Below are 25028 nucleotides of genomic sequence, written 5' to 3' on the forward strand. Positions count from 1 at the left end.
TTATAAACATTAATTTGGTTAAGTGATGACATAAATCATGTCTCACCTGAACCGGATTAAGGCTTCAGCTGATAATCATCGATTATGATCTGAAGACTTTGATTCCCATTATATTCATTAATCTGAGGATAGTAAACCACATCTATTTTGGCATTTCTGCCCTTTTCTCTTAAAAATTCATCTCCATTTGTAAATATTAACCCGTCCATTAAGCAACCGGATTCCGAAAGAAGACGCATTTTAACTACATTTCTGTTTTTACCAAATACCTTACAGTCTGCAATGCCAAGATTTTTGGTGGCAAAACAGGGTTTTTCATTTCCCTTGCCAAACGGCTCCAGCTTTTCAAAATCATGGATGAGGTTATCCGAAATATAATCAATCGGCATAGGAACATCTATCCAAAGCTTATCAACAAGCTGTTCCTTTCCAAGCGTGCATCTACGGTTAAGTTCTGCTCTGAAACTTTCCACATTCCTCTCAAGAAGAGTGAATCCTGCAGCCATGGGATGACCTCCCCACTTAAGCAGCAGATCACTAACCTCCTGCAGATGCCCGGACATGGAATACCCTTCTATACTTCTTCCGGATCCCTTAACCAAAGGTTCTCCTGCCTCATCACCCTCTGCTCTTGTTATAACAAATGACGGCTTATAGAACCTTTCACGAAGCCTGCCTGCGATGATACCTGCAAGACTCTCATGGAGCCCTGGGATATAAACAACAAGCACCATGTCTCTCATATAGTACTTCTCCACCATCTCAATCGCCTGATTGGTAGCCGCAATAGTCATGGTCTTACGGGAATCATTGAGTTCCTTAAGCCTTACAGCCTTATCAAATGCCTCGCTGACATCATCAGTCAGGAAAAGATCCAATGCTATCTCTGCGGAACGGAGTCTGCCGCCGGCATTGATGCAGGGACCTATAATGTATCCGATATGATATGAAGTGATATGCTCCTGAGTAAGCAGCTCCTGAACCTGAAGCAAAGCCCTGAGTCCCGGATTTGTGGTCTGCTTAAGCTGCTGCAGCCCAAACTTGACTATGGTTCTGTTCTCATCCTTTAGCTCCATAACATCACAGATGGTTGCAATTGCAGCAAATTCAAGGAATTCATAGTACTCCTCCTCAGGAATTGCATGATTCTGATACATCATTATGATGATCTTCCATGCCACAACGGCTCCGCATATCTCCGGATAAGGATACCTGTTGTCTTCTCTTTTCGGGTCAACCACCGCACTAGCCGGTGGAAGAATATCTCTGGATTCGCAGCCGTAGTCCTCATCCTGATTCTGTCGTACGTCATGATGATCCGTAACAAGCACCGTAATTCCAAGTTCTCTTGCATGCTTAAGTTCATCTATAGCTGCAATTCCGTTATCACAGGTAAGTATGACCTGAACCCCGTCTTCCTTTGCTTTGTTTATAATGTCTACATTAATGCCGTATCCATCCCTGATGCGGTCAGGCAGAACATAATCCACCTGAGCCCCAAGTCTTCTTAAGCCCCTGACCAGAATATAAGTGGCACAAACACCGTCCACATCATAGTCTCCGACTACTCTGATATGCTTTTTCTCAGCGATAGCTCTGTTTAACTGATTCATACATTTGATGGCATCCGGAAGATACAACGGTGAATGAAGATCCTCCTCCAGAGAACCATGCAGAAACTGATTTATCTGACTGTCAGAGTTAATATCCCTATTTCTCAATATTCTCGCAGTCACCTGATCGATACCGTATTTGTCGGCTATTGCCTTGAAATCAGCTTTTTTATTATATAAAAACCATTTTTTCATATATATTCCTTATTTATTACCGATAATCTTATGAGAGAGATCCGGGGAAGCGATATAATCAACATTTCCCTTAATAAATATTACATCTCTGTCCCTTATGGAATTATGACACTTACATCAAAATGATGTATAATACTTTCTTGGCACACACTAAATATATGCAAACAGTGTTGAGTATATCACAATTCTCAATCATAGTGGTTGTTTTATACTTTGTAATCCCAAAAAAGTTTACACTCATTATTTGACCATTCTTTGGAGATATAAGATTATATGAAAAATACTACAAAATCAGCCTTTTCAAAGATTGCCATCGCACTTCTTCTGTTTGAAATCATGTTTCAGTACGGTGGTTTACTATTGACAGAATATGGTTCTGATATTTACAGGATTGAGGAGTTTTCACTGATGGTTTCAGGCATTGTTTCAACTATAGTTATTCTTCTCATCTTCGGAACCGCAGACCTGAATCTCAGATATAAGAAGTTCAATCCTTTGATATTTCTATGGCTTATCCTTATGGTTTACGGTGTGCAGGGTATCGGCAATTTCGTCACCATGCCTCTTATTGACTGGCTATCAACTATAGGATATGACATGCAGTATTCCAAAGATGTTGCATCAGGCTATGGCATGACCGGGTTCTGGGCATTTTTTTACACCTTTGCTGCAGCCCCTGTTCTTGAAGAATGTTTCTTCCGTGGTCTTATCTTTGGTTACCTCAGAAAATACGGAAAAATTTTTGCCATCATCATCACATCCTTCTTTTTCGGGCTCATGCACTTAAATATCGTGCAGTTCCCTACAGCAGTGTTGATCGGGCTCATTTTTGCATGGACAAGGGATACCTATGGCCTTCCTTTCTCTATCTTTATACACGCAAGCAACAATATTCTTGCTACTGTAATGAACAATTATATCGAAGAACACATTTCAGTACAGGTCATTTATTTCGTTATGATCTATGGAGGCATGCTTGCAATCCTTGTCAGCCTGATCTTCAATTTCAAGCAGATTATCGCCGCATTCAAAAATGAATCCAATCTCCTAGGTATCTGCAGACAGTGGTTCACCACCATCCCTGTCATCCTGGTGACAGCATTTTTCCTTATCATAACAGTGCTGAGCATTCTTATATAATGCTCCACCACATAAGCGCACCTGTCAGGGAGTAATTCCCACTGGCAATTATCCTTTTATATCACAAAAGACTTTGTTCCGGGCTTTTACAGCCTTAAACAAAGTCTTTTTTACTATCATACAAGTATCTCATGACGTGAGTGTCAAAAGCATTTTCCAATCACTGATGATAAGCAACACATCATTTATTGAACAAAGTATCAAGGATGCCTCTTCCAAGTGCCGCGCCGATATTTCCGCCAACGCGCTTGCCAAAGCTTCCAAGGAAAGTCTTTCCGATGGCGCCTCCGGCTTCACGCCCCAAAGTTCCCGCTGTAGATCTTCCTACAGATTTCACTGCATTTGTTTTTGTTCTGTCAAGCTTAGCCTGTGCCTTTGCCCTCTCAGCCGCCTCCTTTTCAGCCTGCTTTTCCGCTTCCATTCTCGCAGCTTCCGCAGTTGCTTCATCAGTAAGCCTCTTAAAGAACTCATATGCCGAGTCTCTGTCTATGGTTTCATCATATTTACCGCAAAGATCAGATCTGTTTATGACAGCAAGCCTGGAAGTATCATCCACGGGTCCCATCATGGATCTCGGCGGAAGCACCTTACAGTTCCTCACCATCTCAGGTTTTCCTTCATTATCAAGGAAAGAAATGAGCGCTTCGCCTGTTCCCAGGTTTTGAAGTACCGTTGCAGTATCAAAGTTCTTATTAACCCGGAACGATGACGCAGCCGCTTTAACCTTCTTCTCTTCAGCAGGGGTATACGCATGAAGTGCATGCTGAACCTTATTCCCAAGCTGTGCAAGTACACCATCGGGGATATCTGAAGGATTCTGAGTTATGAAATAAACGCCTATTCCTTTTGACCGAATCAGCTTGACAACCTGCTCGATCTTATCTACCAGCACCTTTGGAGCACCATTAAACAGAAGATGTGCTTCGTCAAAGAAAAATACCATCTTAGGCTTTTCCGGATCTCCCATCTCAGGCATCTGTTCAAAAAGCTCAGAAAGCATATAGAGCATAAATGTGGAATAAATCACAGGGTTCTGTATGGTACTCTCGGCATCAAGAATGTTGATCATTCCCTTGCCGGCACCGTCAGTTTTGAAGAAGTCATGAATGTCTATCGCAGGTTCTCCGAAGAAACTGTCACCTCCGGCTGTCTCCAACGCTACTACAGAACGAAGTATCGCATTCAGAGAAGCTGTAGTCATGTTTCCATACTCTGCACTGTACTTCTTGTTATTCTGGGCAACATACTGAACCATGGCGCGCAGATCCTTTGAATCCAGCAGGAGCAGATTCTCCTCATCAGCTATTCTGAAAATGATGGTCAGTATATTCGCCTGAAGATCAGTCAAACCAAGAATACGTGAAAGTAAAGTAGGGCCGAATTCACTGACGGTGGTACGCAGAGGGAGTCCTTTTCTGCCACTGATATCCCAAAACTGTGTAGGATATGCCTGATATGAAAATCCTGCATCGGAGAGTCCGAATTTCTCAATTCGTTTTCTCATATCATCGCTATCAACTCCGGGAGCAATCATTCCTGCGAGATCCCCCTTTACATCAGAGAGAAATACAGGAACTCCCATATCACTGAATGACTCTGCCATAACTTTCAGTGTCACTGTCTTTCCTGTTCCGGTAGCACCCGCGATAAGTCCGTGTCTGTTTGCCATACCGGGCAATATACATACCTTTTCGGATGTATCAACATCAAGCCCCATCCAAACCTTATTTTCAAATACCATAAATGAATGCCTCCTCACCTATCACCGCTGATTTTAAGCCGTTATTCTGACATACAGTCATATCAGTAGGACTCTGTAAATGAATTTTTCGTATTATCCTATTATTTACAGATGTCTTTTTGATCTCTTTATTATTAACCTGCGTAACCATCAGGTATTAAGTACACAAAACATACCTTCTCTGCATCTATTTTAACACAAGCAAAAGGCAAATTTATACTATGAGAGTATCTTTTCACATAACAGCAAAACCAGCGCTTCAGGCTATTCCGAGAAGTTCCTCTGCATGCTTTACAAGTGCATTGTCAGGAGCCTTAACATCACCCAATGTATACTTGATTCCAAGCTTCTCATACTTGAAAACACCGAGACTGTGATATGGCAGTACCTCAACCTTCTTCACTGTCTTAAGAGTATCTATGAACTTCCTGGTCGCAATGAGCTCTTCATCGGAATCAGTAAGTCCCGGAACCAGCACATGACGTATCCACATATCTACGCCCTGCTCGCTAAGATATGAGCAACAATCAAGTATGTTCCTGTTGGTATGTCCGGTAAGCTTCTTATGCTTTTCATCATCGATTTCCTTGATATCAAAAAGCACTGTATCGGTAACTTTGATAAGACGATTGAACTTACTGAAGAATGGCTCCTCCCTTGTAAAAGGCTGCGCAGAAGTATCGAGACATGTGTTGATACCCATAGCCTTAGCCTTTTCAAAGAGATCAATGACGAAATCTATCTGGATGAGCGGATCACCACCGCTTACAGTTATTCCTCCATCTTCGCCCCAATAATCACGGTATCTGACTGCGTGTTCGAGAATATCGTCTGCTGTACGCATATCTTCACTATGAAAGTCCCAGGTATCAGGATTATGGCAATAGCGGCAGCGCATATTGCATCCCTTAAGAAATACTATGTATCTCACTCCGGGACCATCTACAGATCCAAATGTTTCAATGCTGTGGATTGCTCCTTTAATTGCTTCAGCCATAATCGTTCCTCCTGAATAAATAACTTTGTGTTCAATCATGTTCCGTCACGATCCAACACATTTGAGATAAAACAAACCGCCACTCTCAAAAGAAAGCGGCGGCCTGTTTTCAAAGTTCTTTTGTATTATCTTATTTCCTGAGCCATTATCATAAAACGATACCAGAGTCAAATACATGACAACTCATTAATGACACTCAATGAATAAATAAACGGAACTTATGTCCCTGAATCATTGAATGACTCAGTATTTCAGAATTTGTAAAATCAGAGTGCCTTATGCTCAGTTCTTGAAATTACATCAAGCTGCTGCTCTCTTGTAAGATCGATGAACTTAACTGCATAACCTGATACACGGATTGTAAAGTTAGCGTACTCTGGCTTCTCTGGGTGCTCCATAGCATCCTTAAGCTTCTCAACACCAAACACATTTACATTTACGTGATGAGCGCCCTTTGAGAAGTAACCGTCCATAACTCTTACGAGTGTTGTAGCCTGCTCATCCTCGTTATGTCCGAGTGCTGAAGGGTTGATTGTCTGAGTATTTGAAATACCGTCAAGTGCATACTCATAAGGAAGCTTTGCAACCGAGTTAAGAGATGCAAGAAGTCCTGAGTTCTCTGCACCGTAGCTTGGGTTTGCTCCAGGTGAAAGTGGAGCACCTGCCGGACGTCCGTCAGGCATAGCACCTGTTGCCTTACCGTATACTACGTTTGATGTGATAGTAAGGATAGATGTTGTAGGCTCTGAATCTCTGTAGGTGTGGTGCTTCTTGATCTTGTTAAGGAATGTCTTAAGAAGATCAACAGCGATCTCATCTGCACGGTCATCATCATTACCATACTTAGGGAAATCACCCTCAACCTCATAATCTACTACAAGGCCATCCTCATCACGAACAGTCTTAACCTTAGCATACTTGATAGCTGAAAGTGAATCTACTACGTGTGAGAAGCCTGCGATACCTGTAGCGAATGTGCGGCGTACATCTGTATCGATAAGAGCCATCTCAGCTGCCTCATAGAAGTACTTGTCGTGCATGTACTGGATAAGATTAAGAACGTTTACATAAACGCCTGCAAGCCAATCCATCATCTGATCATACTTGTGGCAAACCTCATCATAGTCAAGGTACTCTGATGTGATAGGCTTGTACTCAGGTCCGATCTGCTCCTTAAGCTTCTCATCAACACCGCCGTTGATAGCGTAAAGGAGGCACTTTGCAAGGTTTGCACGAGCTCCGAAGAACTGCATCTCCTTACCTGTCTGTGTAGCAGATACACAGCAGCAGATTGAGTAATCATCGCCCCATACAGGTCTCATAACATCATCATTCTCATACTGGATAGAAGATGTTGTTACAGAGATCTTTGCAGCATACTTCTTGAATGTCTCAGGAAGTCTCTTTGTATAAAGAACTGTAAGGTTTGGCTCCGGTGCAGGTCCCATGTTCTCAAGTGTGTGAAGGAAACGGTAATCGTTCTTTGTAACCATTGAACGACCATCCTGACCCATACCTGCAACCTCAAGTGTAGCCCATACAGGGTCACCTGAGAAAAGCTGATTGTATGAAGGAATTCTTGCGAACTTAACCATACGAAGCTTCATAACGAAATGATCGATAAGCTCCTGAGCTTCCTTCTCTGTAAGAGTACCCTCTTTAAGGTCTCTTGTGATATAGATATCAAGGAATGTAGATACACGACCTACTGACATTGCGGCACCGTTCTGTGTCTTGATGGCAGCAAGGTATCCAAAGTAAAGCCACTGAACAGCTTCCTTTGCATTCTTGGCAGGAACAGAAATGTCATAGCCGTAAGATGCAGCCATCTCCTTCATCTGACGGAGTGCTCTCATCTGATCAGCGATTTCTTCTCTCTGACGAACGATCGCATCTGTCATTGTTCCATCGCCACAGTTGTCGAAATCCTTCTTCTTCTCTTCGATAAGGAAGTCGATACCGTAAAGGGCGATTCTTCTATAGTCGCCAACGATACGTCCACGGCCGTATGTATCAGGAAGACCTGTGAGGATATGAGCGTGACGAACCTTCTTCATCTCCGGTGTGTAAGCATCAAATACTCCCTGATTGTGTGTCTTGTGATACTCTGTGAAAATCTTGTGAAGAAGCGGATCCGGTGTATAACCGTATGTTGTACAAGCCTGCTCTGCCATCTTGATTCCGCCGTATGGCATGAATGCTCTCTTAAGAGGCTTATCAGTCTGAAGACCCACTACCTGCTCCTTATCCTTGGAATCGGCAGTAATGTAAGCAGCATCGTATGCTGTGATACCGGAAACAACCTTTGTCTCCATATCAAGAACTCCGCCCTTAGCTCTCTCTTCCTTCTGTAATCCCTGAACCTCATCCCAGAGCTCCTTTGTAGCATCTGTAGGTCCCTCAAGGAAACTATCATCACCATCATATGGTGTGTAGTTGTTCTGAATGAATGAACGTACGTTTACGTCACTTGTCCAATGTCCGGCATTAAAGCCTCTCCATTCCTCTCTCATGTCTTTTCCTCCAATATAACCTTTGTCTTATCTTAAGTATCAGTCCCTAATATCTACATCGGTCTTCCCCGTCACCTCTGTAGCTCTCCTCCTCTGATACATAAAGAATAAACCTGTAAGCCCGAATTGTATGTTGCCTATGCAACATTAATTAAATTTATGTATACAGAATACCAATCAATTCAAGCATCGAAAGTATATTATTTTGATAATAATTAGTCAATATAGCAAAGGTCTTAATTTTGCATGTTTTCATATAAAAACACTAAGCTTTATAAGTTTTGTTTTTGACATAAAACATGTATTTCTACATCCTTGAACAATCTCTAGTCCTATGGTAGGATTAATCCAAAGTCATTATCGGAGGTTATTTATCATGATGATTTCAACAAAGGGGCGCTATGCCCTTTCAACCCTTATAGACATCGCTCAAAACTATGACGGAGTCACTCCTGTCAGTATCAAGGAAATATCCGATCGACAGGGTTTTTCCACCAAGTATCTTGAACAGATCATTTCCCTTATGGTAAAAGGCGGCTTTTTGAAGTCCATCAGAGGTGCAAAGGGTGGTTACCTTTTCACACGCCCTATCTCAGAGATAAAAGTCGGAGACATACTTGAAGCTGCTGAAGGCAGTCTGTCCCCGGTTGAATGCATAAACGGCTCATCTGTCTGTGAGAAGTCCACTCATTGTCCTTCCTATCCTCTATATAAGGAAATAGATGAAGCGATATATAATGTCGTAAACAAATACACTCTGGATGATCTTGTGAATAACAAAATCTGAGGAAACGCTGCTTATTTCAGTGCTTTCAAATATTCCATCAAAAAAATTTTAAATTTGTTCTTGACTTTCACTTTGTAATTGAGTATTATTACACACGTCTTGAGGGACACAAAACAAATGCGTGCGTAGCTCAGCTGGATAGAGCGTCTGGCTACGGACCAGAAGGTCGTGGGTTCGAATCCTGTCGCACGCATATTTAACCTGAATCACTTCTGTGATTCAGGTTTTTTGTTTTCTCAAGATTTTTTAACTTATCAGCAGAGAATCCCGGCCGCATATAACGACCGGGATCCTTTAAAAACCATCATGTTCTCTTTTACGCCTGGCTACTTCTGACTTCAGATACTCAAAAGTCTTTTCTTCGCCTTCATTCTTCAGCATCAGAAGAAGTTCTTCAAGCTCCTGCTTGGTTTTGGCTTCAATAAGTTTTGTCTCCTTTGCCGGAAGATAATACTCCCACGGGCATCCGTCATCATATTCTTTGCCCTTGTATATCTTTGAAGCAGCAACTCTGTCGCAAAACATCTCAGCAACATATCTATATGGCATACGACATCCGATCAATTCACCCTTATGATCAATATCATAATCACACCAGTACTCATAATGATGCTTATTACGGCCCTTATGATGAAGCCACGCAACAGAAACACCCGTTTCCAGCCTCTCCGCCGTATTGGGGCTTCTGTTGCCCTGAAAATACATTATCCCAGTCTTAAATTCCGTCCATGAATATTTGGAAAGATCATGCAGTATCCCCTGTTTATACAAGCCTATCCGGAAGCAATTCTTCATCACCTCCCATTTATGTCTGTTCACTGTCATGAAATGTCTCCATGCATTTCCGAGATAATTCATACAAAAACTTCCTTCCTGCTGTACACCGGTCCAAAACTTCACTTCAACGATTACGGTCTTAACCGGAAATAAGTATGATACAAACTCTTTTTGCAAAATGTGTGTTGCGCATCATTGATTTACATTAATGTTAATCAATAATTCAGTTTTTTCAACCAAAACAAAAACGGAGAGGCATAAAACCCCTCCGCCATTAAACGTATATTTCAGAATTCATCAACCAGCATGTGATTGGCTTTCTTATGATCGCCGAGCTTAATGAAATAATCATACAGAAAATCTCTTTGCCTGGACGTCAGCGGCCGGATATGCGTCGCTGATATATTATCCCTTCCGGGATCATGCAAAAGGCAATATCCCTTATCACACAGAAAATCACGCTCATTTGCACAGTAACGCTCACAAAACTCATGGTACCAACCGTTTTTGTTGATTATCTCAACGGCTCCCTCTGTATGCTCTCCCCAGTCATACGGAGTAAAGGTACCATTAGGTGAAACCCATCCAAGAACAGCTCTCGTCTCATCCATAAATGACCTCCTTAGGCTGCGCCCACATCTGCCATGTCTGTCCAAACAAATGAACAGATATACAATTGTCTATTTCATCATAACAGATTAATATAAAGGTCATTTATTAAATTTAAATAAATTTATTTAGAAACCTCTGACCATACGCCCTTCATGCCGATGCTTCCGAACTTACAAGGATTAACCTTTGAATAGAAGTGCTGCTCACCGCTATCATCGATAACAGATACACAAAACTGATTCATGTCCTCAACCTCATACATCTTGCCGTTTGTAAGACCACCGGCGAAGCTTGTACCCTTGTACAATAACTTAGTCATTATTCTTTACTCTCCTTACTTAAAATACCCACTATGTTTTGTTTTTCACAAAAACATGCTTGATTATAGCATTTATATTAATTAATGCAACTATAAATTTAATTTATTTTTATGTATGCAATATACAAAAATACAATCATCATATTCCGCCAAAAAAGCGGCTAATGTAGATATTTTTTCTACATTACCCGCTTTTTTATCCATTGATTTTGCACCACCAAAAGCCAAACCGGACGAACAACGTCTCAGCTTTTGCCACTCACTAAGCTTCAGCTTTTTCATCATCACAAACGTCGCATATAACGAAGCATGTTCCGGGCTCATCCGCCGGAGATGCAGCGAACCTGAGCCAATGATGTGTTGCCCCGTCATAGAGTTTCGAATGAACGACATCTCCTTTGACCGCTTTGTAAGTCATATCGATCCAGTTTTTATCGGTTTGAGGGAATACCTCAAGATACCCGTGTCCCAACAGATCTTCTCTGCTCTTACCGGTCATATCACAGTATGCCTTGTTCACGAATACAAAGATCATATCCTTCGGAGCCTTATCGCCTTTACCCATGTGCGGTCTCACCATGACTGCCGGAAGAGGCATATCCTTATAGAGATCAGGCAGCACCTCTCCTTCCAAAAGATTATCAGCATTCTTCAGGCGTCTGGCTTTTCTCAGTCTGTTAGTAGCCACTTCAGCTATACCGTTAAAACCCTCGGTCTCGAGTCCGTTTGCTGTTCCGCAATGAACGCTAAGCCGGCATTTTCGTGAATCAATCTCAGTTATAGAATTGATAAGTGTCATACATTCACTTATGCAATTCAATATCAGATCTATGGATTTGTTTCTCTCACAGATGCCGAATCGGGCGCCCTCATTTCTGGAGATAGCCGCATTATCACTGAAGGACTTTTTGATAACTGCAGCGATTTCCTTAAGAAGCTTCATGGCAACTTCGCCTCCATAATCCACAAGCACGTCGCTGTAACCGTCTACATGCAATGCGATATAGGTATAGGTCTCACCATTTGTGCGATAGTTGTTATCAAGTTCAGCCAAAGTATTCATTAGCCCCTGAGCATTCATAAAGCCCGTTACAGGATCAACAAACCTTAAGTCTCTCTTCGGGCCATCGGCGATAACGTCATAGTCCGCATCCACCATATAACCTACCAGTCCCACGATGTGATTATCACTGTATATAGGTATCTTTGACGCAATGATATGATGAGATACACCATCAACAACATTTATGGTAGAAGCATTGTAAATCGCCTCTCCTTTTGTGAGCACATCATATTCATCCGACGCAAAGGGCGCATCATTCAAGTGCCATCCCATCTCCTCATCGGTCTTGCCTATAAAATCCTCATCAGATGTAAATCCATAATACTTACGGAACGATCTGCTGGCTCCGAGGAATCTCCTGTCCTTATCCTTCCAGAACAGCCTCAAATTACTTTCATCCACCAGGGATTTCCATATATCCGATTCCAGCGCATCTTCCTTATCCAGCGTCAGATATCCATACTTTAGTATCCTCTTAACATAGTCTCTCTTGCCTTCCGCCGTAAGGCTCTCTATAGGTGCCGGCCTTATACACAGAAGAATCTTGTCATCCCTTTTTTCGTTCACAGATAAAAGAAGCATTTCCATCCATACATAATTACCGTCATCTTTTTTCACAAGGAAAAAATCAGAAAAATATCCCTCTCCCGATTGCTCTATCCTGTCGAGAATATATTCTTTATTCGAAAATATATTCCACTTAAGTTCTTCATCACAATACAGCCTTCCTTTCAGAACCCCTTTTGTGAAAATGTCGGTGCTTGGGATTACATCCCCCTCAGATTCACCTTCAACATTACTCACTATAACTGTTCTTGTTTTGTTCTCAAGATCAAGCAGATATATACATTCATAAATCGAAGCCACGTTCCGCAGTATCTTATCAACATACTCAGAAATCCTGATCCTGTTATAAACCTTGCCATCCAGCTCCGCAGACAGAACAACGCCCTTTCTGGCCTTTCCGGCCAATACAAAAGAAAAGTGAAAATACTTATCAAAGTACACAAATGTCATAACTTCTTTTTTGCCGCTTTTTGAGGCATTATCCGCCAGATCTCTGAATTTACGGCTTAAAGGCGTATCCAAAGAGTTCATACCGATGTCTATTGTTTTCAACGTATCATACCTGTACGCCGGCACCTCATTCATATAAGCATCATTAATGAACAAGTTTTCAAATCTGTGACCATCATAGAAAAACAAAGCCAACGGGGTGTCTGTCATAACATCAATCAGCCCTACCTTCTGATACAGCGTGTATGATTCTCTGCTTTCAATGCATATATTCTTTGCCTCAAGATTAGCAATGGCATCATTCAATGCCTTTGGCGCGCCGTAATAATAGCCCTGTATACGTTCACACCCTATACCTCGAAGAAAATCCAGATGTTCCTTTGTTTCAACGCCCTCCGCAAGAGTATGTATACCGAGATTTTTTGCCATCCTTACCGCCATAGTGACGATGGTTTTGGATTTCTCATTAAAATCTCTGAGAAATCCCATATCTATCTTTATTTCATCAAAATCAAAATCTTTAAGAACATTCAATGAAGAATAACCGCTTCCAAAATCGTCCATCAAAACTTCAAATCCGGCTTTATGAAAACGTTCAATAGCACTTTTTATCAATCCATTATCAGATATGATTGCAGTTTCAGTGATTTCAATCGCGATCATATCATGTCTGACCCCATGCTTATCACAGGCATCAGCTATGATTCTTGCAGGATCACAATGTTCAAAGTCCGAACGGGAAATGTTTATCGACACAGGAACAGTACTAAGTCCATGACGAAGTCTGTACTGAAGAGTCGTTATAGCTCTTGTTGCGATATAAAGATCAAGCTTATAAGAAATGCCGTTTTCCTCAAGAACCGGAATAAACAAAGCAGGAGAAATCATTCCGCGTTCAGGATCAATCCATCTTGCCAGAATCTCAACACTGCATAGTTCACCTGTATAGGATCTTATGATCGGCTGAAAATAAGGTTCTATCCATCCTTCGGATATAGCCTTATCTATATTTGACAATATATAGTCCTTAGTGAATTCATCCAACTGCATACTGAAGCTCCAATAGATTGGTTATTTTCTTGTCATACCATCTCTATTCACTTATCGGCACGAAGTTATATTTTGATAAAGAAAAAGAGTTTGCACAATGTGCAAACTCTCATCAAACGCAGAGGGTGGGGTTCGAACCCACGTGCCCTTGCGGACAAACGGTTTTCAAGACCGCCTCGTTATGACCACTTCGATACCTCTGCATATTCTTTTGTATCGCGCTTTTTGCGACTTGCATATAATATAATATTTCCGGTTCAGAGTCAAGGACTTTTATGATTTTTTGCCCTCTGCAAAAACAATAAGTAATAGCTTATCCAGGGGGCAGAATTTTCAGAAAAAAAGGGACATCGTTTCCGATGTCCCTTGAGCCCTTAAAATAGCGAGAGGGGGACTTGAACCCTCGACACCGCGGGTATGAACCGCGTGCTCTAGCCAACTGAGCTATCTCGCCATATTTAATTTTCTCGACCCAGGCCGCGCATAAAGCGCAGTCCAGACCGAAGACGTGGGGCCTACAGGGCTCGAACCTGTGACCCCCTGCTTGTAAGGCAGATGCTCTCCCAGCTGAGCTAAGACCCCGTCTATCGCTTTCTTTCAGAAGTTTTTGTTTCTGTCTCTCGGCGACTCGTATATATTAGCAACTGAGCAGCTTTATGTCAACAATGTTTTGAAAATTTTTAAAAAAGTTTTTTGATCACCCTTATCAATTAAATCCGTAGAACTTCTGAGCAATCTTATAGCACATTATAGTGAACTTATTGCCGGCCTTTGTATTGAAGTTCATACCCTGACCAAGGAAAGAACAACGCATCCTGAGCCATATAGGGAAGTTGGTCTCTTTGATATGGTTCCAAAGTTCCTTTTTCTTCCGCATATTCTCATCCAGGCCTGACTTGATCGCAAGAACAGACGATACCGTAGTAATGATCTGGAGATAACTGAACATATAGTTACGAAGCTTACGGCTCTGAAGTCTCGTGATATCACAGCACTCAAGCATTATGCGATTAACCTTGAGCTGTTGGTCGATACGGCCTATCATCACTGTTTCATTTACAGACTGATCATCTCTTCCTATAAAGTAGTGATAGAGATTCTCATTCATGTAGTACATGGTCTTAACAGACGGAAGCGGCTGATATACGAAGATATTGTCCACGTAGAATGTATGTTTTGGAAGCTCCAGCCTGCAGTCTCTAAGCATCTGTGTACGATAAATAACCGAATGCATCAGTATATACTGTCCGATATGAAAATGCTTTACATCCTTCCAGGTAAATACCTTATCCTGAGGAAGCGCTGTTGTATAACGCATGACTTTCTTATGTGTCTGCCCCACCTTATCGTAAATAAAATTGCAGACAAACATATCTACAGGATTGCCCTCCATAACAAGTTCACGAAGCTTTGTGAGTACCTTTGGAAGTGCATCCTCATCAAGCCAGTCATCAGAATCAACCACCTTGAAGAACAGACCTGTGGCATTCTTGAGACCTGTGTTTACAGCCTCACCGTGTCCGCCGTTCTCCTGATGAACAGCCTTTACGATACCGGGATACTTTGCTTCATATTCCTTTGCTATTTCAAAGGTGTTATCCTTCTGAGATCCGTCATCAACAACTATGATTTCAACCTCATCTCCTCCCACAAGGATAGACTCAATACACTTTCCCATATATGCTGCAGAATTGTAGCATGGAATAGCGAAACTAACTAATTTCATGATATTTCCTCAAAACAAAAGCAGTTCAGCTCATTCTCATGGATATTCGGGAAGGGTAAACTGCTTTCTCATATACATATTTTGTGATAATGCCCTCATCTGCAGACACTCACAAATCATAAAAACAAAAGGCTACGTGGAAATTTTAACCCCACACAGCCTTTTATTCAAGTAGATAAATATTTTAACGAACCACTACGACATCCTCGCACATCAAGTTATGCAATGGTTGTTCCTGCAAGTCCTGCCACAGCCTTCTCAGCAAATTCCATCGAAGTTATGATGGCACGGCGTCCGTTTCCGGCCTCAACAAAGTCTATGCCCGCCTCAACCTTTGGCTGCATTGACTTAAACTCAAAATGACCATCCTTGATATACTGCTTTGCTTCCCCGATAGACATCTTGTCAAGGGCTTTTTCATCAGGCTGACCGAAGTTAAGTGATACATGATCTACAGCTGTTGTGATGAGGAGAATGTCTGCATCTATCTCCTTGGCAAGAAGTCCTGCAGTTCTGTCCTTCTCGATAACGGCTGCTGCTCCCTTCAGATTATTACCCTGTCTGAGAACAGGAATTCCTCCGCCGCCACAGGCGATAACAACCTGATCTGCATCAAGAAGAGTCTTTATTGCGTCGATCTCAACGATTGACTTCGGAACCGGTGCGGAAACTATACGCTGGAACCTTCCTTCAGAGATCATGGTAACGTGGTTTCCGTTATCCTCTTCCCTCTTTGCCTCTTCGGCATTCATTATCTTTCCGACCTTCTTGATAGGATTATAGAAGCTTTCATCATAAGGATCCACGAGAACCTGGGTAAGAACCGTTGAAGCAGTTTTGTAAATGCCTCTCTTCACAAGTTCAGCTCTCACTGAATTCTGTAGATCATATCCTATCATTCCCTGGCTCATGGCCGAGCAAACACTCAGAGGTGTATTAACATACTGCTCAGGATGCTCATCCGCAAGGTTCTTCATTGCAGTATGAATCATGCCAACCTGAGGTGCATTGGAAAATACCAATGCCACCTGATATCCATTTTCTACAAAATCTGCTATCATAACGGCCGTCTTCCCAGTTGCCGCCTTAAGCTCGGGAAGTGTGAAGCCCAGGTCCTTATGACCAAGAGCGATAACCATACGCTTTTTACTCATGAATATCCTCCTTCTCATCCAGCTTTGCAATGTCCACAAGGGTAAGCTCCGATGATTTATTTTCAAGTGAAGTTGCAAGAGCCTTTGCGGTATCAATTGCGGTCAAAACATTTACACCGGTCTCAACAGCATTTCTTCTGATGACGAAACCGTCTTTTCCGGCCTCTGCACCTTCCTTAGGAATATCGATAACAATATCAAGTTCATGACCAAGAACCAGATCCAGGATGTTAGGAGACTCCTGCTCCACCTTACGTACCTGATAGCACTTTACACCGCCGTCAGAAAGAGCCCTGAATGTTCCGTGAGTTGCAAAGATGCGGTATCCGAGAGCCTCAAAACGCTTTGCGATAGGAATGATTTCTTCCTTATCCTCATCCTTAACGGTGATAACCATGTTCTTGTACTTCGGAAGCTGGATTCCCGCACCCTGGAAGGCCTTGTAAAGAGCCTCGTTAAAGGATCTTGCTATACCGAGACACTCACCTGTTGACTTCATTTCCGGTCCGAGGCTGATGTCGGCACCCTTTATCTTCTCGAATGAGAATACAGGCATCTTTATAGCATAGTATGCGGCTTCCTTCTGAAGACCCGGCTCGTATCCAAGCTCTCTGATAGTATGTCCGCAGATGATCTTTGTTGCAAGAGGCACGATAGGAATTCCCGTAACCTTGCTGATGTAAGGCACTGTTCTTGAGGAACGAGGGTTAACTTCGATAATGTAAACCTCGTCACCGTCTGCAATGAACTGAACATTGACCATACCGATAACATGAAGGGCCTTCGCAAGACGCTCTGTGTAATCGATAACCCTCTGCTTTGCTGTAGCTGTAAGGCTTCTCTGCGGGTAAATAGATATGGAGTCACCTGAATGGATTCCGGTACGTTCAATATGCTCCATGATTCCCGGTATAAGAATATCTTTGCCGTCACAAATTGCATCTACTTCAAGTTCTGTTCCGCGGATGTACTTATCTACAAGGATCGGGTGCTCCTGGGCGATCTGGTTGATCTCCCCGATGTACTCGTCTATATCCTCGTCGCATATTGCAATTCGCATTCCTGCACCGCCAAGTACGTAGGAAGGACGTACAAGAACAGGGTAACCAAGCTCATTGGCAGCCTCCTTCGCTTCCTCAGCAGTGAATACGGTCTTACCTGCGGCGCGCTGGCAGCCTGTTTCCTGAAGAATGGCATCAAATCTCTCACGATCCTCAGCAGCATCAACATCATCCTGCTGTGTTCCAAGGATAGGCACGCCCATCTTTTCAAGTGCATCAGCAAGCTTTATGGCTGTCTGACCACCGAACTGAACTACAGCTCCATCAGGTTTCTCGATATCAACAACATTCTTAACATCCTCAGGTGTCAGAGGTTCAAAATAAAGCTTATCTGCGATATCGAAGTCAGTTGAAACAGTCTCAGGATTGTTATTTATAATTATAGTTTCATAACCCTCTTTTTTGAACTGCCATGTGCAGTGTACTGAACAGAAGTCGAACTCGATACCCTGGCCGATACGGATTGGACCTGATCCGAGAACCAAAACCTTTTTCTTCTTTTCAGGATCACGGAAAGCACCGGTTGATTCATTTTCAGAGCCGAAAACGCTGTAGTAGTAAGGAGTTTCAGCCTCAAACTCTGCGGCACAGGTATCAACCATCTTGAAAGCAGCCTTGATATCCCACTTGTCGCGCATCTCAGCGATCTCTGACTCATCGTAGCCCGTGAGACGGGCGATAACATTATCCGGGAACTCGATTCTCTTAGCTTCTCTGAGTAATGTTTCGTTCATTGACTCGCTCTTTAAGCGGTTCTCCATGTCTACCAGAATCTTGATCTTGTCTATAAACCACTCATCGATCCTGGTGATGTTATGTATCTCCTCATAGCTGTAGCCTCTTCTCAGAGCCTCAGCGATAACCCAGATACGACGGTCGTCAACCCTGTGGAGAAGCTTGTGAAGGTCATGATCATCAAGATCAGAGAAATCGTATGAAAGAAGTGAATCCACATGCTGCTCAAGTGAACGGATGGCCTTCATGAGACCTCCCTCGAAGTTATTGGCTATGGCCATAACCTCACCTGTAGCTTTCATCTGGGTTCCGAGGGTATGCTCGGCAGTTATAAACTTGTCAAAAGGAAGACGAGGCATCTTAACTACAACATAATCAAGCATAGGCTCGAAGGATGCGTAGGTCTTTCCTGTTACGGCATTCTTTATCTCATCAAGAGTGTAGCCGAGAGCGATCTTTGCAGCAACCTTTGCGATAGGGTATCCTGTCGCCTTTGAAGCAAGAGCTGATGAACGTGATACTCTCGGATTAACCTCTATTACACAGTACTCCATGCTCTCCGGGTGAAGGGCATACTGAACGTTACATCCACCGGTGATTCCAAGTTCTGTGATAATATTAAGAGCCGATGTTCTGAGCATCTGATACTCTTTGTCACCGAGAGTCTGTGAAGGCGCAACTACGATAGAGTCACCTGTGTGAACACCGACAGGGTCAATGTTTTCCATATTACATACGGTGATAACATTACCCGCAGAATCACGGATTACCTCGTACTCAACTTCCTTCCATCCCGCGATGCACTTCTCAACAAGAACCTCGTGAACTCTTGAAAGTCTAAGACCGTTCTCGAGGATCTCTGTGCACTGCTCGCGGTTCTCAGCGATACCTCCGCCTGAGCCTCCAAGTGTGTAGGCAGGACGCAATACTACAGGATAGCCGATCTCTTCCGCCACTCTCAATCCATCTTCAACCGAGTGAACTACCTCTGAAGGTGCCACAGGCTCATTGATCTTCTCCATGGTTTCCTTGAACATGAGACGATCTTCCGCCTTCTTGATGGTAAGAGCAGTGGTTCCGATAAGTCTTACATTATGTGACTCAAGGAAGCCTGACTCGTCGAGTGCCATGGCAAGGTTGAGTCCGGCCTGTCCGCCAAGAGTCGGCAGGATGGAATCCGGCTTTTCCTTCTCGATAAGTCTCTCCAGAACTTCTATAGTCAGCGGCTCAATGTATACATGATCCGCGATATCCTTGTCTGTCATGATGGTTGCAGGGTTTGAGTTGAGAAGAACCACCTCAATGCCCTCTTCCTTAAGAGAACGGCAGGCCTGAGTTCCCGCATAGTCAAACTCTGCAGCCTGACCGATAACTATAGGTCCTGAACCGATCATCAATACTTTCTTAATGCTGTTATCCTTCATTCTCTCATGCCTCCATCATCTTCATAAAACGCTCGAACAGATATGCACTGTCTTTCGGCCCCGGACATGCCTCCGGGTGGTACTGTACCGTAACGATGTTCTTGCCTACATACTTGAGTCCTTCATTGGTACCGTCATTAACATTGACAAATGCTTCCTCACATACCTTAGGATCCAGTGACTTAGGGTCTACTGCGTATCCATGGTTCTGAGATGTGATGTAAACACGACCGTTTGAAAGATCCTTTACAGGATGGTTTCCGCCACGGTGGCCGTACTTAAGCTTGAAGGTATCTGCGCCTGTAGCGAGTGCCATGAGCTGATGTCCGAGACAGATGGCAAAGATAGGAACATTCGAATCGTAAAGCTTTTTGATTTCCTTTATAATGGAAACATTTTCCTTCGGGTCTCCCGGTCCGTTTGAAATCATGATACCATCTGGATTCTGGCTCAGGATAGTCGATGCTTCCGTATCCGCAGGATATACAGTTACATCACATCCCTGTCTCTGAAGAGAACGGATAATGTTTCTCTTGGCTCCAACATCGATGAATGCAACTCTCTTAGGATCCTTGTCACCTGTATATCTTGAACCGTCCGGATTCTGAGCCTTGGCAACATAAACTCCCTTTGTTGTTGTTTTGGCGACAACACCTGTAACGGAGTAAGCCTTGATTTTCTCAAGAATCGCACTAAGTTCCTCTCCCTTGTAACGCTTTGTTGTAACCATACCGTTCATGGTTCCCTTGTCACGAAGGATCTTTGTCAGGGCTCTTGTATCGATTCCAGCAATTCCCGGTATATCATTCTTTTTTAAAAAGTTCTGGATTGTATTTTCAGATCTGAAATTGGACGGCATACGTGAAAGTTCACGAACTATAAATGCGTCCAGCCATGGGCGTTCCGACTCCATATCGTCGTAACAGATACCATAATTTCCAATCAAAGGATAAGTCATGACAGTTGCCTGTCCTGCGTAAGAAGGGTCAGTTAAAACCTCAAGATAACCGGTCATGGAAGTGTTGAATACTACTTCGGAAATGACCTCTTTCTCAGCGCCGATTGACGTACCTTTGAAAACAGTTCCATCTTCTAGAATCAGAAATGCGTCCATTGTTTCTCCTTTTTGATGTAAAAACTTGTTGTCATGCCAAATTGATACAGACTGTACATAAAACGGAATGTTCCGGCACTCTCAAAAAAATAGAGATGTATGAATGCATCTCCATTTTTTGTCTTTTATCAAAGCCCCATAAGCTACTACCGTAAGGTCACTCGCGATAATAGCAGAAGCAGCATGACGTATATCTTAATTTCAAAGAAATAAAATCCATGAAATTAAAAGCTGCAACTATGACATCCACGCCATTCCTTCCGGTACGAATGCTGCCGGTGATTTAAAAACCTCTTTTAGGAAATCTAATAAATCACCTTGATTAGTACCAGGCACCTGAATATTGCTTTTGTCACTCAAACTATACCGGGAAATCTCCGCTGAAGACCTCCACCGCAGGTCCTGTCATGAAGCAGCGGCCTGTGGCGGATTCATATTTAATTTTTAAATCGCCACCTATAAGGTGAACCGTAACTTCTGTATCAGGCTGAAGCTTCTTCGCCAAGCATCCCGCCGCAACAGCTGCTGTTGCTCCGGTTCCGCAGGCAAGAGTCTCGCCCGAACCTCTCTCCCAAACCCTGAAATCAATTTCCGTAGGAGAAATGATCCTGATAAACTCTGAATTCACCTTCTCAGGGAAACGCTCATGAGTCTCAAAATCATGTCCATATAAAAGAAAATCCAAATCAGAGACTAAAGAAACATTAAGCTCAGGATTATCAGACAGGAAATAAACTGCATGAGGATTACCGACATCAATGCCGATGAAATGTAAATGCATCCCATGAACAGTGATATCTTCGGGAAGCTCTGAAGTTAATTTCGCAATTCCCATATCAACCGTTGCGTGGGTCATTTTTCCATTGTCTGTATAAAGCTTAATTTTCTTAAGTCCCGATTTGGTATCGATGACTGCTTCATCACGGTCACTTTCGATAATGCCGTGATCATATATGAATTTTGCTACGCAACGTATGCCGTTGCCGCACATATTACCTTCGGATCCGTCCAGATTGAACATATGCATGTATGCATCTGCCTTATCGGATGGCTCGATGAGGATAAGTCCGTCGCCGCCTACACCATAGTGTCTGTCGGCGATCTTCACCGCAAGGGATGATGGATCCTGAACCTTCTCCGAAAAGCAATTTACATATACATAGTCGTTTCCGCAACCCTGCATCTTTGTAAATCTCATAGGTTTTCCTTTTTAATTCAAATTTTCAATATAATATCAAATATTGCTTTCCGGGACAATATAAATAATTTACATAATATGATTTTTTGTTCAAACAAGATTTATATAATTTAGCGAAGCAAAGTGATGAAGTCCATTTCACAAGCAAAATCCGGCGGGACCCATAGCACTTGCCCCACCGGATAATCGGGTTAAAAATCATTCACTTTTTCTTGCCAAGATAAGCCGCCTTAATCTCGTCGTTTGCAAGCAGCTCTGCTCCGGTGCCGGAAAGAGTGATACGCCCTGTCTCCATGACGTAGGCCTTATCGGCAACCTTAAGTGCCATATTTGCATTCTGCTCGATCAGAAGGATGGTAGTACCCCTCTCCTTATTGATCTTCTTGATGATGGAGAATATCTCCTGCACAACGATAGGTGCAAGACCAAGCGAAGGCTCATCAAGCATCATGATCTCAGGATTGGACATAAGCGCACGGGCTACGGCAAGCATCTGCTGCTCACCACCCGAAAGAGTACCGGCAAGCTGCCAGTTACGCTCCTTAAGTCTCGGAAACAGATTGTAAACATTTTCGATATCTTCAGTGAGATCGTCGTTTCTGAGATAAGCACCAATCTTTATGTTCTCAAGCACAGTCATGTCCGGAAAAACTCTTCTTCCCTCAGGACAGAGCACGATGCCCTTTCCCACTCTCTTTGCAGACGGCATATTGGTAATGTCTTCGCCGTCAAGACTTATAGTTCCCTCACTCGCCTTCACGAGACCGGCAATTGTACGAAGCGTCGAAGACTTGCCCGCACCGTTTGCACCGATCAGTGTAACGATGGAATGATCCGGAACCTCAAAACTTATTCCCTTTACAGCCTCGATTCCACCATAATTTATTTTAAGATTATTAACTTTAAGCATCCTCGGAACCTCCCAGATAAGCCTCGATTACTTCAGGATTGCTCTGAATCTCATCAGGTGTTCCCTGTGCGATGAGCTTTCCGAAATTAAGAACATATATGCGTTCTGAAATCTGCATTACCAGATCCATATGATGCTCTATCATGAAGATACTGAGCTTGTACTGATCACGGATCTTAACGATGAAATCTGTGAGTTCCTGTGTCTCCTGCGGGTTCATACCTGCAGCCGGCTCATCCAAAAGCAGAAGTTCAGGCTGTGTTGCAAGTGCTCTCGCAATCTCAAGATGTCTCTGAAGGCCATAGGGAAGCGAAGATGCAATCTCGTCCTTAAGCTCATATAATCCCTGCTCCTTGAGAAGCTGGGCAGTCTCCTCTCTCATCCGCTTTTCTTCTGCACGATTAAGTCGCAGTGTTGCGGTGAAGACATTATCCTTTGCCCGAAGATGCTTGGCAATCAAAACATTATCAAAAACAGTAAGATTTGAAAAAAGTCTGATGTTCTGGAAAGTTCTCGCGATACCAAGCTTTGTTATCTCATCCGGCGAATTGCCCTTTAAGTTCTTTCCGTTGAAAGAAACCTCACCGGAGGTCGGTGTATAAATACCTGTAATACAGTTAAATGCAGTAGTCTTTCCTGCACCGTTAGGACCGATAAGTGCTACGATCTCACCCTTGTTCACATCAAGCGAAAGCTCATCTATGGCTCTGACTCCGCCGAACTGCATGACAACATTCTGCATGCTGAGGACATTCTGTCTGTTTTCACTCATTATGCCTTGCCCTCCATCTTTTTACTTTTCTTTTTGCCGGGATTCTTGAAAAAGGCAAATATTCCGTTCCAGCTGAATTCATTTGTACCCATAAGTCCCTTTCTGTAGAAAAGAACAACAATCATGAGAAGTATGGAGAAAATGACCATACGGAATCCCGGTCTGAACAAAGGTACTTCAAAGCTTCCGATAAAAAGCGGCTCATCAAAGAATCTGAGTATCTCTCTTCCTGCTGTAACGATAAATGCTCCGATAACAGAACCCGTCACTGAACCTATACCTCCGATAACAACGATAAGAAGTATGTCGTAGGTAAGGGCAACCTGGAAAGTTTTGCTGTCAATCGATCTCATGAACATTGCCAGCATTCCGCCGCTGACTCCTGCAAAAAATGATGAGATAACAAAAGAAAGCTCCTTGGTCTTGAAAAGGTTTATTCCCATGGCCTCTGCCGCAATTTCATCCTCACGTACCGCCTTGAACATGCGGCCGTATGATGAATTGATCAGAAGCACCATAAGCCCTATACAGATTGCAGATAATGCCAAAGGCTGAAAAATATTGGTGAATCCCGGAATTGACTTAAGACCATATGATCCGTTTGTGATGGTATCAAACTGAGGAGCAGCGATACATGCACGGATGATCTCAGCAAATCCAAGTGTCGCGATGGCCAGATAGTCAGACTTAAGTCTCAGAACCGGGAATCCGATAAGGGCGGCAACACCTGCGGCCACAAGACCTCCAAGTATCAGCGCCACGATAACAGGGAGCTGAGCATTGGCAATAGCAGGATGAATTCCCGAAATATAATATACGGAGGCTCTCTGATTTACCGGAATAGTAAATATGGCCGTAACATAAGCTCCCAATGCCATAAAGCCTGCCTGTCCGAGAGAAAACAACCCAGTGAAACCATTTACGAGGTTCATGGAAACTGCAACCACTGCATAAACCATTGATCTTTCAATGATAGATATTGCATAGCTGTAGCTGTATTTATTTGCTTCAAGATAACCGCATATACCAAGCACCAGCGCTATCAGTATAAGGGTGCATATGCAGTTCCTTCTTTTTTCTGTATTAATCATTCTATTAGCACTCATCCCT

At 43.0% G+C, this 25028-nt stretch carries 18 protein-coding genes and 4 tRNA genes; 3 read left to right on the forward strand and 19 right to left on the reverse strand.

What is annotated here, in order from left to right; translation table 11 throughout:
* Positions 1 to 56: 56 nt before the first annotated feature.
* Positions 57 to 1808, reverse strand: coding sequence for a single-stranded-DNA-specific exonuclease RecJ (gene recJ, locus BM294_RS05525; protein WP_330389815.1), 1752 nt, complete (start codon positions 1806 to 1808; stop codon positions 57 to 59).
* Positions 1809 to 2081: 273 nt separating this feature from the next.
* Here recJ and BM294_RS05530 point away from each other — a divergent pair, with 273 nt between their 5' ends.
* A complete protein-coding gene (locus tag BM294_RS05530) occupies positions 2082 to 2948 on the forward strand; it encodes a CPBP family intramembrane glutamic endopeptidase (protein ID WP_091205585.1) in 867 nt (288 codons plus the stop codon).
* A 181-nt stretch (positions 2949 to 3129) separates the two neighbouring features.
* Here BM294_RS05530 and BM294_RS05535 read toward each other — a convergent pair whose 3' ends face one another.
* From BM294_RS05535 to pflB, 3 genes are all read right to left on the reverse strand, one after another.
* Positions 3130 to 4689, reverse strand: a complete 1560-nt coding sequence (locus BM294_RS05535; RefSeq protein ID WP_091205587.1) for a helicase HerA-like domain-containing protein — start codon at positions 4687 to 4689, stop codon at positions 3130 to 3132.
* Positions 4690 to 4948: 259 nt separating this feature from the next.
* Positions 4949 to 5686 carry a pyruvate formate-lyase-activating protein gene (pflA, locus tag BM294_RS05540; RefSeq protein WP_207648046.1) on the reverse strand — a complete coding sequence of 246 codons (738 nt, stop codon included), beginning with the start codon at positions 5684 to 5686 and terminating at the stop codon, positions 4949 to 4951.
* A gap of 266 nt (positions 5687 to 5952) precedes the next feature.
* Positions 5953 to 8199, reverse strand: a complete 2247-nt coding sequence (gene pflB, locus BM294_RS05545; RefSeq protein WP_091205591.1) for a formate C-acetyltransferase — start codon at positions 8197 to 8199, stop codon at positions 5953 to 5955.
* A gap of 376 nt (positions 8200 to 8575) precedes the next feature.
* On the opposite strand from pflB, the gene BM294_RS05550 reads away from it, so the two are divergent.
* Together BM294_RS05550 and BM294_RS05555 are read left to right on the forward strand one after the other, a co-directional pair.
* A complete protein-coding gene (locus BM294_RS05550) occupies positions 8576 to 8986 on the forward strand; it encodes an RrF2 family transcriptional regulator (protein WP_091205593.1) in 411 nt (136 codons plus the stop codon).
* 119 nt (positions 8987 to 9105) lie between these two features.
* Positions 9106 to 9179: transfer RNA gene (locus BM294_RS05555), tRNA-Arg, on the forward strand.
* A 101-nt stretch (positions 9180 to 9280) separates the two neighbouring features.
* Here BM294_RS05555 and BM294_RS05560 read toward each other — a convergent pair.
* The 15 genes from BM294_RS05560 to BM294_RS05635 form a co-directional block, all read right to left on the reverse strand.
* Entirely contained in the window at positions 9281 to 9844 is a 564-nt protein-coding gene (locus BM294_RS05560; protein WP_091205594.1) for a DUF5662 family protein, read from the reverse strand.
* 206 nt (positions 9845 to 10050) lie between these two features.
* Positions 10051 to 10374, reverse strand: coding sequence for a hypothetical protein (locus tag BM294_RS05565; RefSeq protein WP_091205596.1), 324 nt, complete (start codon positions 10372 to 10374; stop codon positions 10051 to 10053).
* Between the two features lie 122 nt (positions 10375 to 10496).
* The gene (locus BM294_RS05570; RefSeq protein ID WP_091205597.1) at positions 10497 to 10694 is read right to left on the reverse strand and encodes a hypothetical protein; all 198 of its coding nucleotides are present in this window, start codon (positions 10692 to 10694) and stop codon (positions 10497 to 10499) included.
* A gap of 262 nt (positions 10695 to 10956) precedes the next feature.
* Positions 10957 to 13824, reverse strand: a complete 2868-nt coding sequence (locus tag BM294_RS05580) for an EAL domain-containing protein (protein ID WP_091205602.1) — start codon at positions 13822 to 13824, stop codon at positions 10957 to 10959.
* A 117-nt stretch (positions 13825 to 13941) separates the two neighbouring features.
* A tRNA-Ser gene (locus BM294_RS05585) sits at positions 13942 to 14027 on the reverse strand.
* A 177-nt stretch (positions 14028 to 14204) separates the two neighbouring features.
* Positions 14205 to 14278: transfer RNA gene (locus tag BM294_RS05590), tRNA-Met, on the reverse strand.
* 55 nt (positions 14279 to 14333) lie between these two features.
* Positions 14334 to 14406: transfer RNA gene (locus BM294_RS05595), tRNA-Val, on the reverse strand.
* Between the two features lie 124 nt (positions 14407 to 14530).
* On the reverse strand, positions 14531 to 15550 hold the full coding sequence (locus tag BM294_RS05600; RefSeq protein ID WP_091205603.1) for a glycosyltransferase family 2 protein: 1020 nt from the start codon (positions 15548 to 15550) through the stop codon (positions 14531 to 14533).
* A gap of 218 nt (positions 15551 to 15768) precedes the next feature.
* On the reverse strand, positions 15769 to 16704 hold the full coding sequence (gene arcC, locus BM294_RS05605; RefSeq protein ID WP_091205605.1) for a carbamate kinase: 936 nt from the start codon (positions 16702 to 16704) through the stop codon (positions 15769 to 15771).
* Positions 16697 to 19924 carry a carbamoyl-phosphate synthase large subunit gene (gene carB / locus BM294_RS05610; RefSeq protein WP_091205607.1) on the reverse strand — a complete coding sequence of 1076 codons (3228 nt, stop codon included), beginning with the start codon at positions 19922 to 19924 and terminating at the stop codon, positions 16697 to 16699. The genes arcC and carB overlap by 8 nt, the downstream gene beginning before the upstream one ends.
* 4 nt (positions 19925 to 19928) lie before the next feature.
* Positions 19929 to 21038 (reverse strand): carbamoyl phosphate synthase small subunit, encoded by a 1110-nt coding sequence (locus BM294_RS05615; RefSeq protein ID WP_091205609.1) that lies wholly within the window; start codon positions 21036 to 21038, stop codon positions 19929 to 19931.
* Positions 21039 to 21399: 361 nt separating this feature from the next.
* A complete protein-coding gene (gene dapF / locus BM294_RS05620) occupies positions 21400 to 22236 on the reverse strand; it encodes a diaminopimelate epimerase (protein WP_091205610.1) in 837 nt (278 codons plus the stop codon).
* 202 nt (positions 22237 to 22438) lie between these two features.
* The gene (locus BM294_RS05625; protein WP_091205612.1) at positions 22439 to 23146 is read right to left on the reverse strand and encodes an ABC transporter ATP-binding protein; all 708 of its coding nucleotides are present in this window, start codon (positions 23144 to 23146) and stop codon (positions 22439 to 22441) included.
* On the reverse strand, positions 23139 to 23918 hold the full coding sequence (locus BM294_RS05630; protein WP_091205614.1) for an ABC transporter ATP-binding protein: 780 nt from the start codon (positions 23916 to 23918) through the stop codon (positions 23139 to 23141). Before BM294_RS05630 ends, BM294_RS05625 begins: the two co-directional genes overlap by 8 nt.
* Positions 23918 to 25024, reverse strand: a complete 1107-nt coding sequence (locus BM294_RS05635) for a branched-chain amino acid ABC transporter permease (protein ID WP_330389817.1) — start codon at positions 25022 to 25024, stop codon at positions 23918 to 23920. Before BM294_RS05635 ends, BM294_RS05630 begins: the two co-directional genes overlap by 1 nt.
* Positions 25025 to 25028: the final 4 nt, after the last annotated feature.

The sequence above is a fragment of the Oribacterium sp. WCC10 genome (assembly GCF_900113415.1).
Taxonomy (GTDB): Bacteria; Bacillota; Clostridia; order Lachnospirales; family Lachnospiraceae; genus Oribacterium.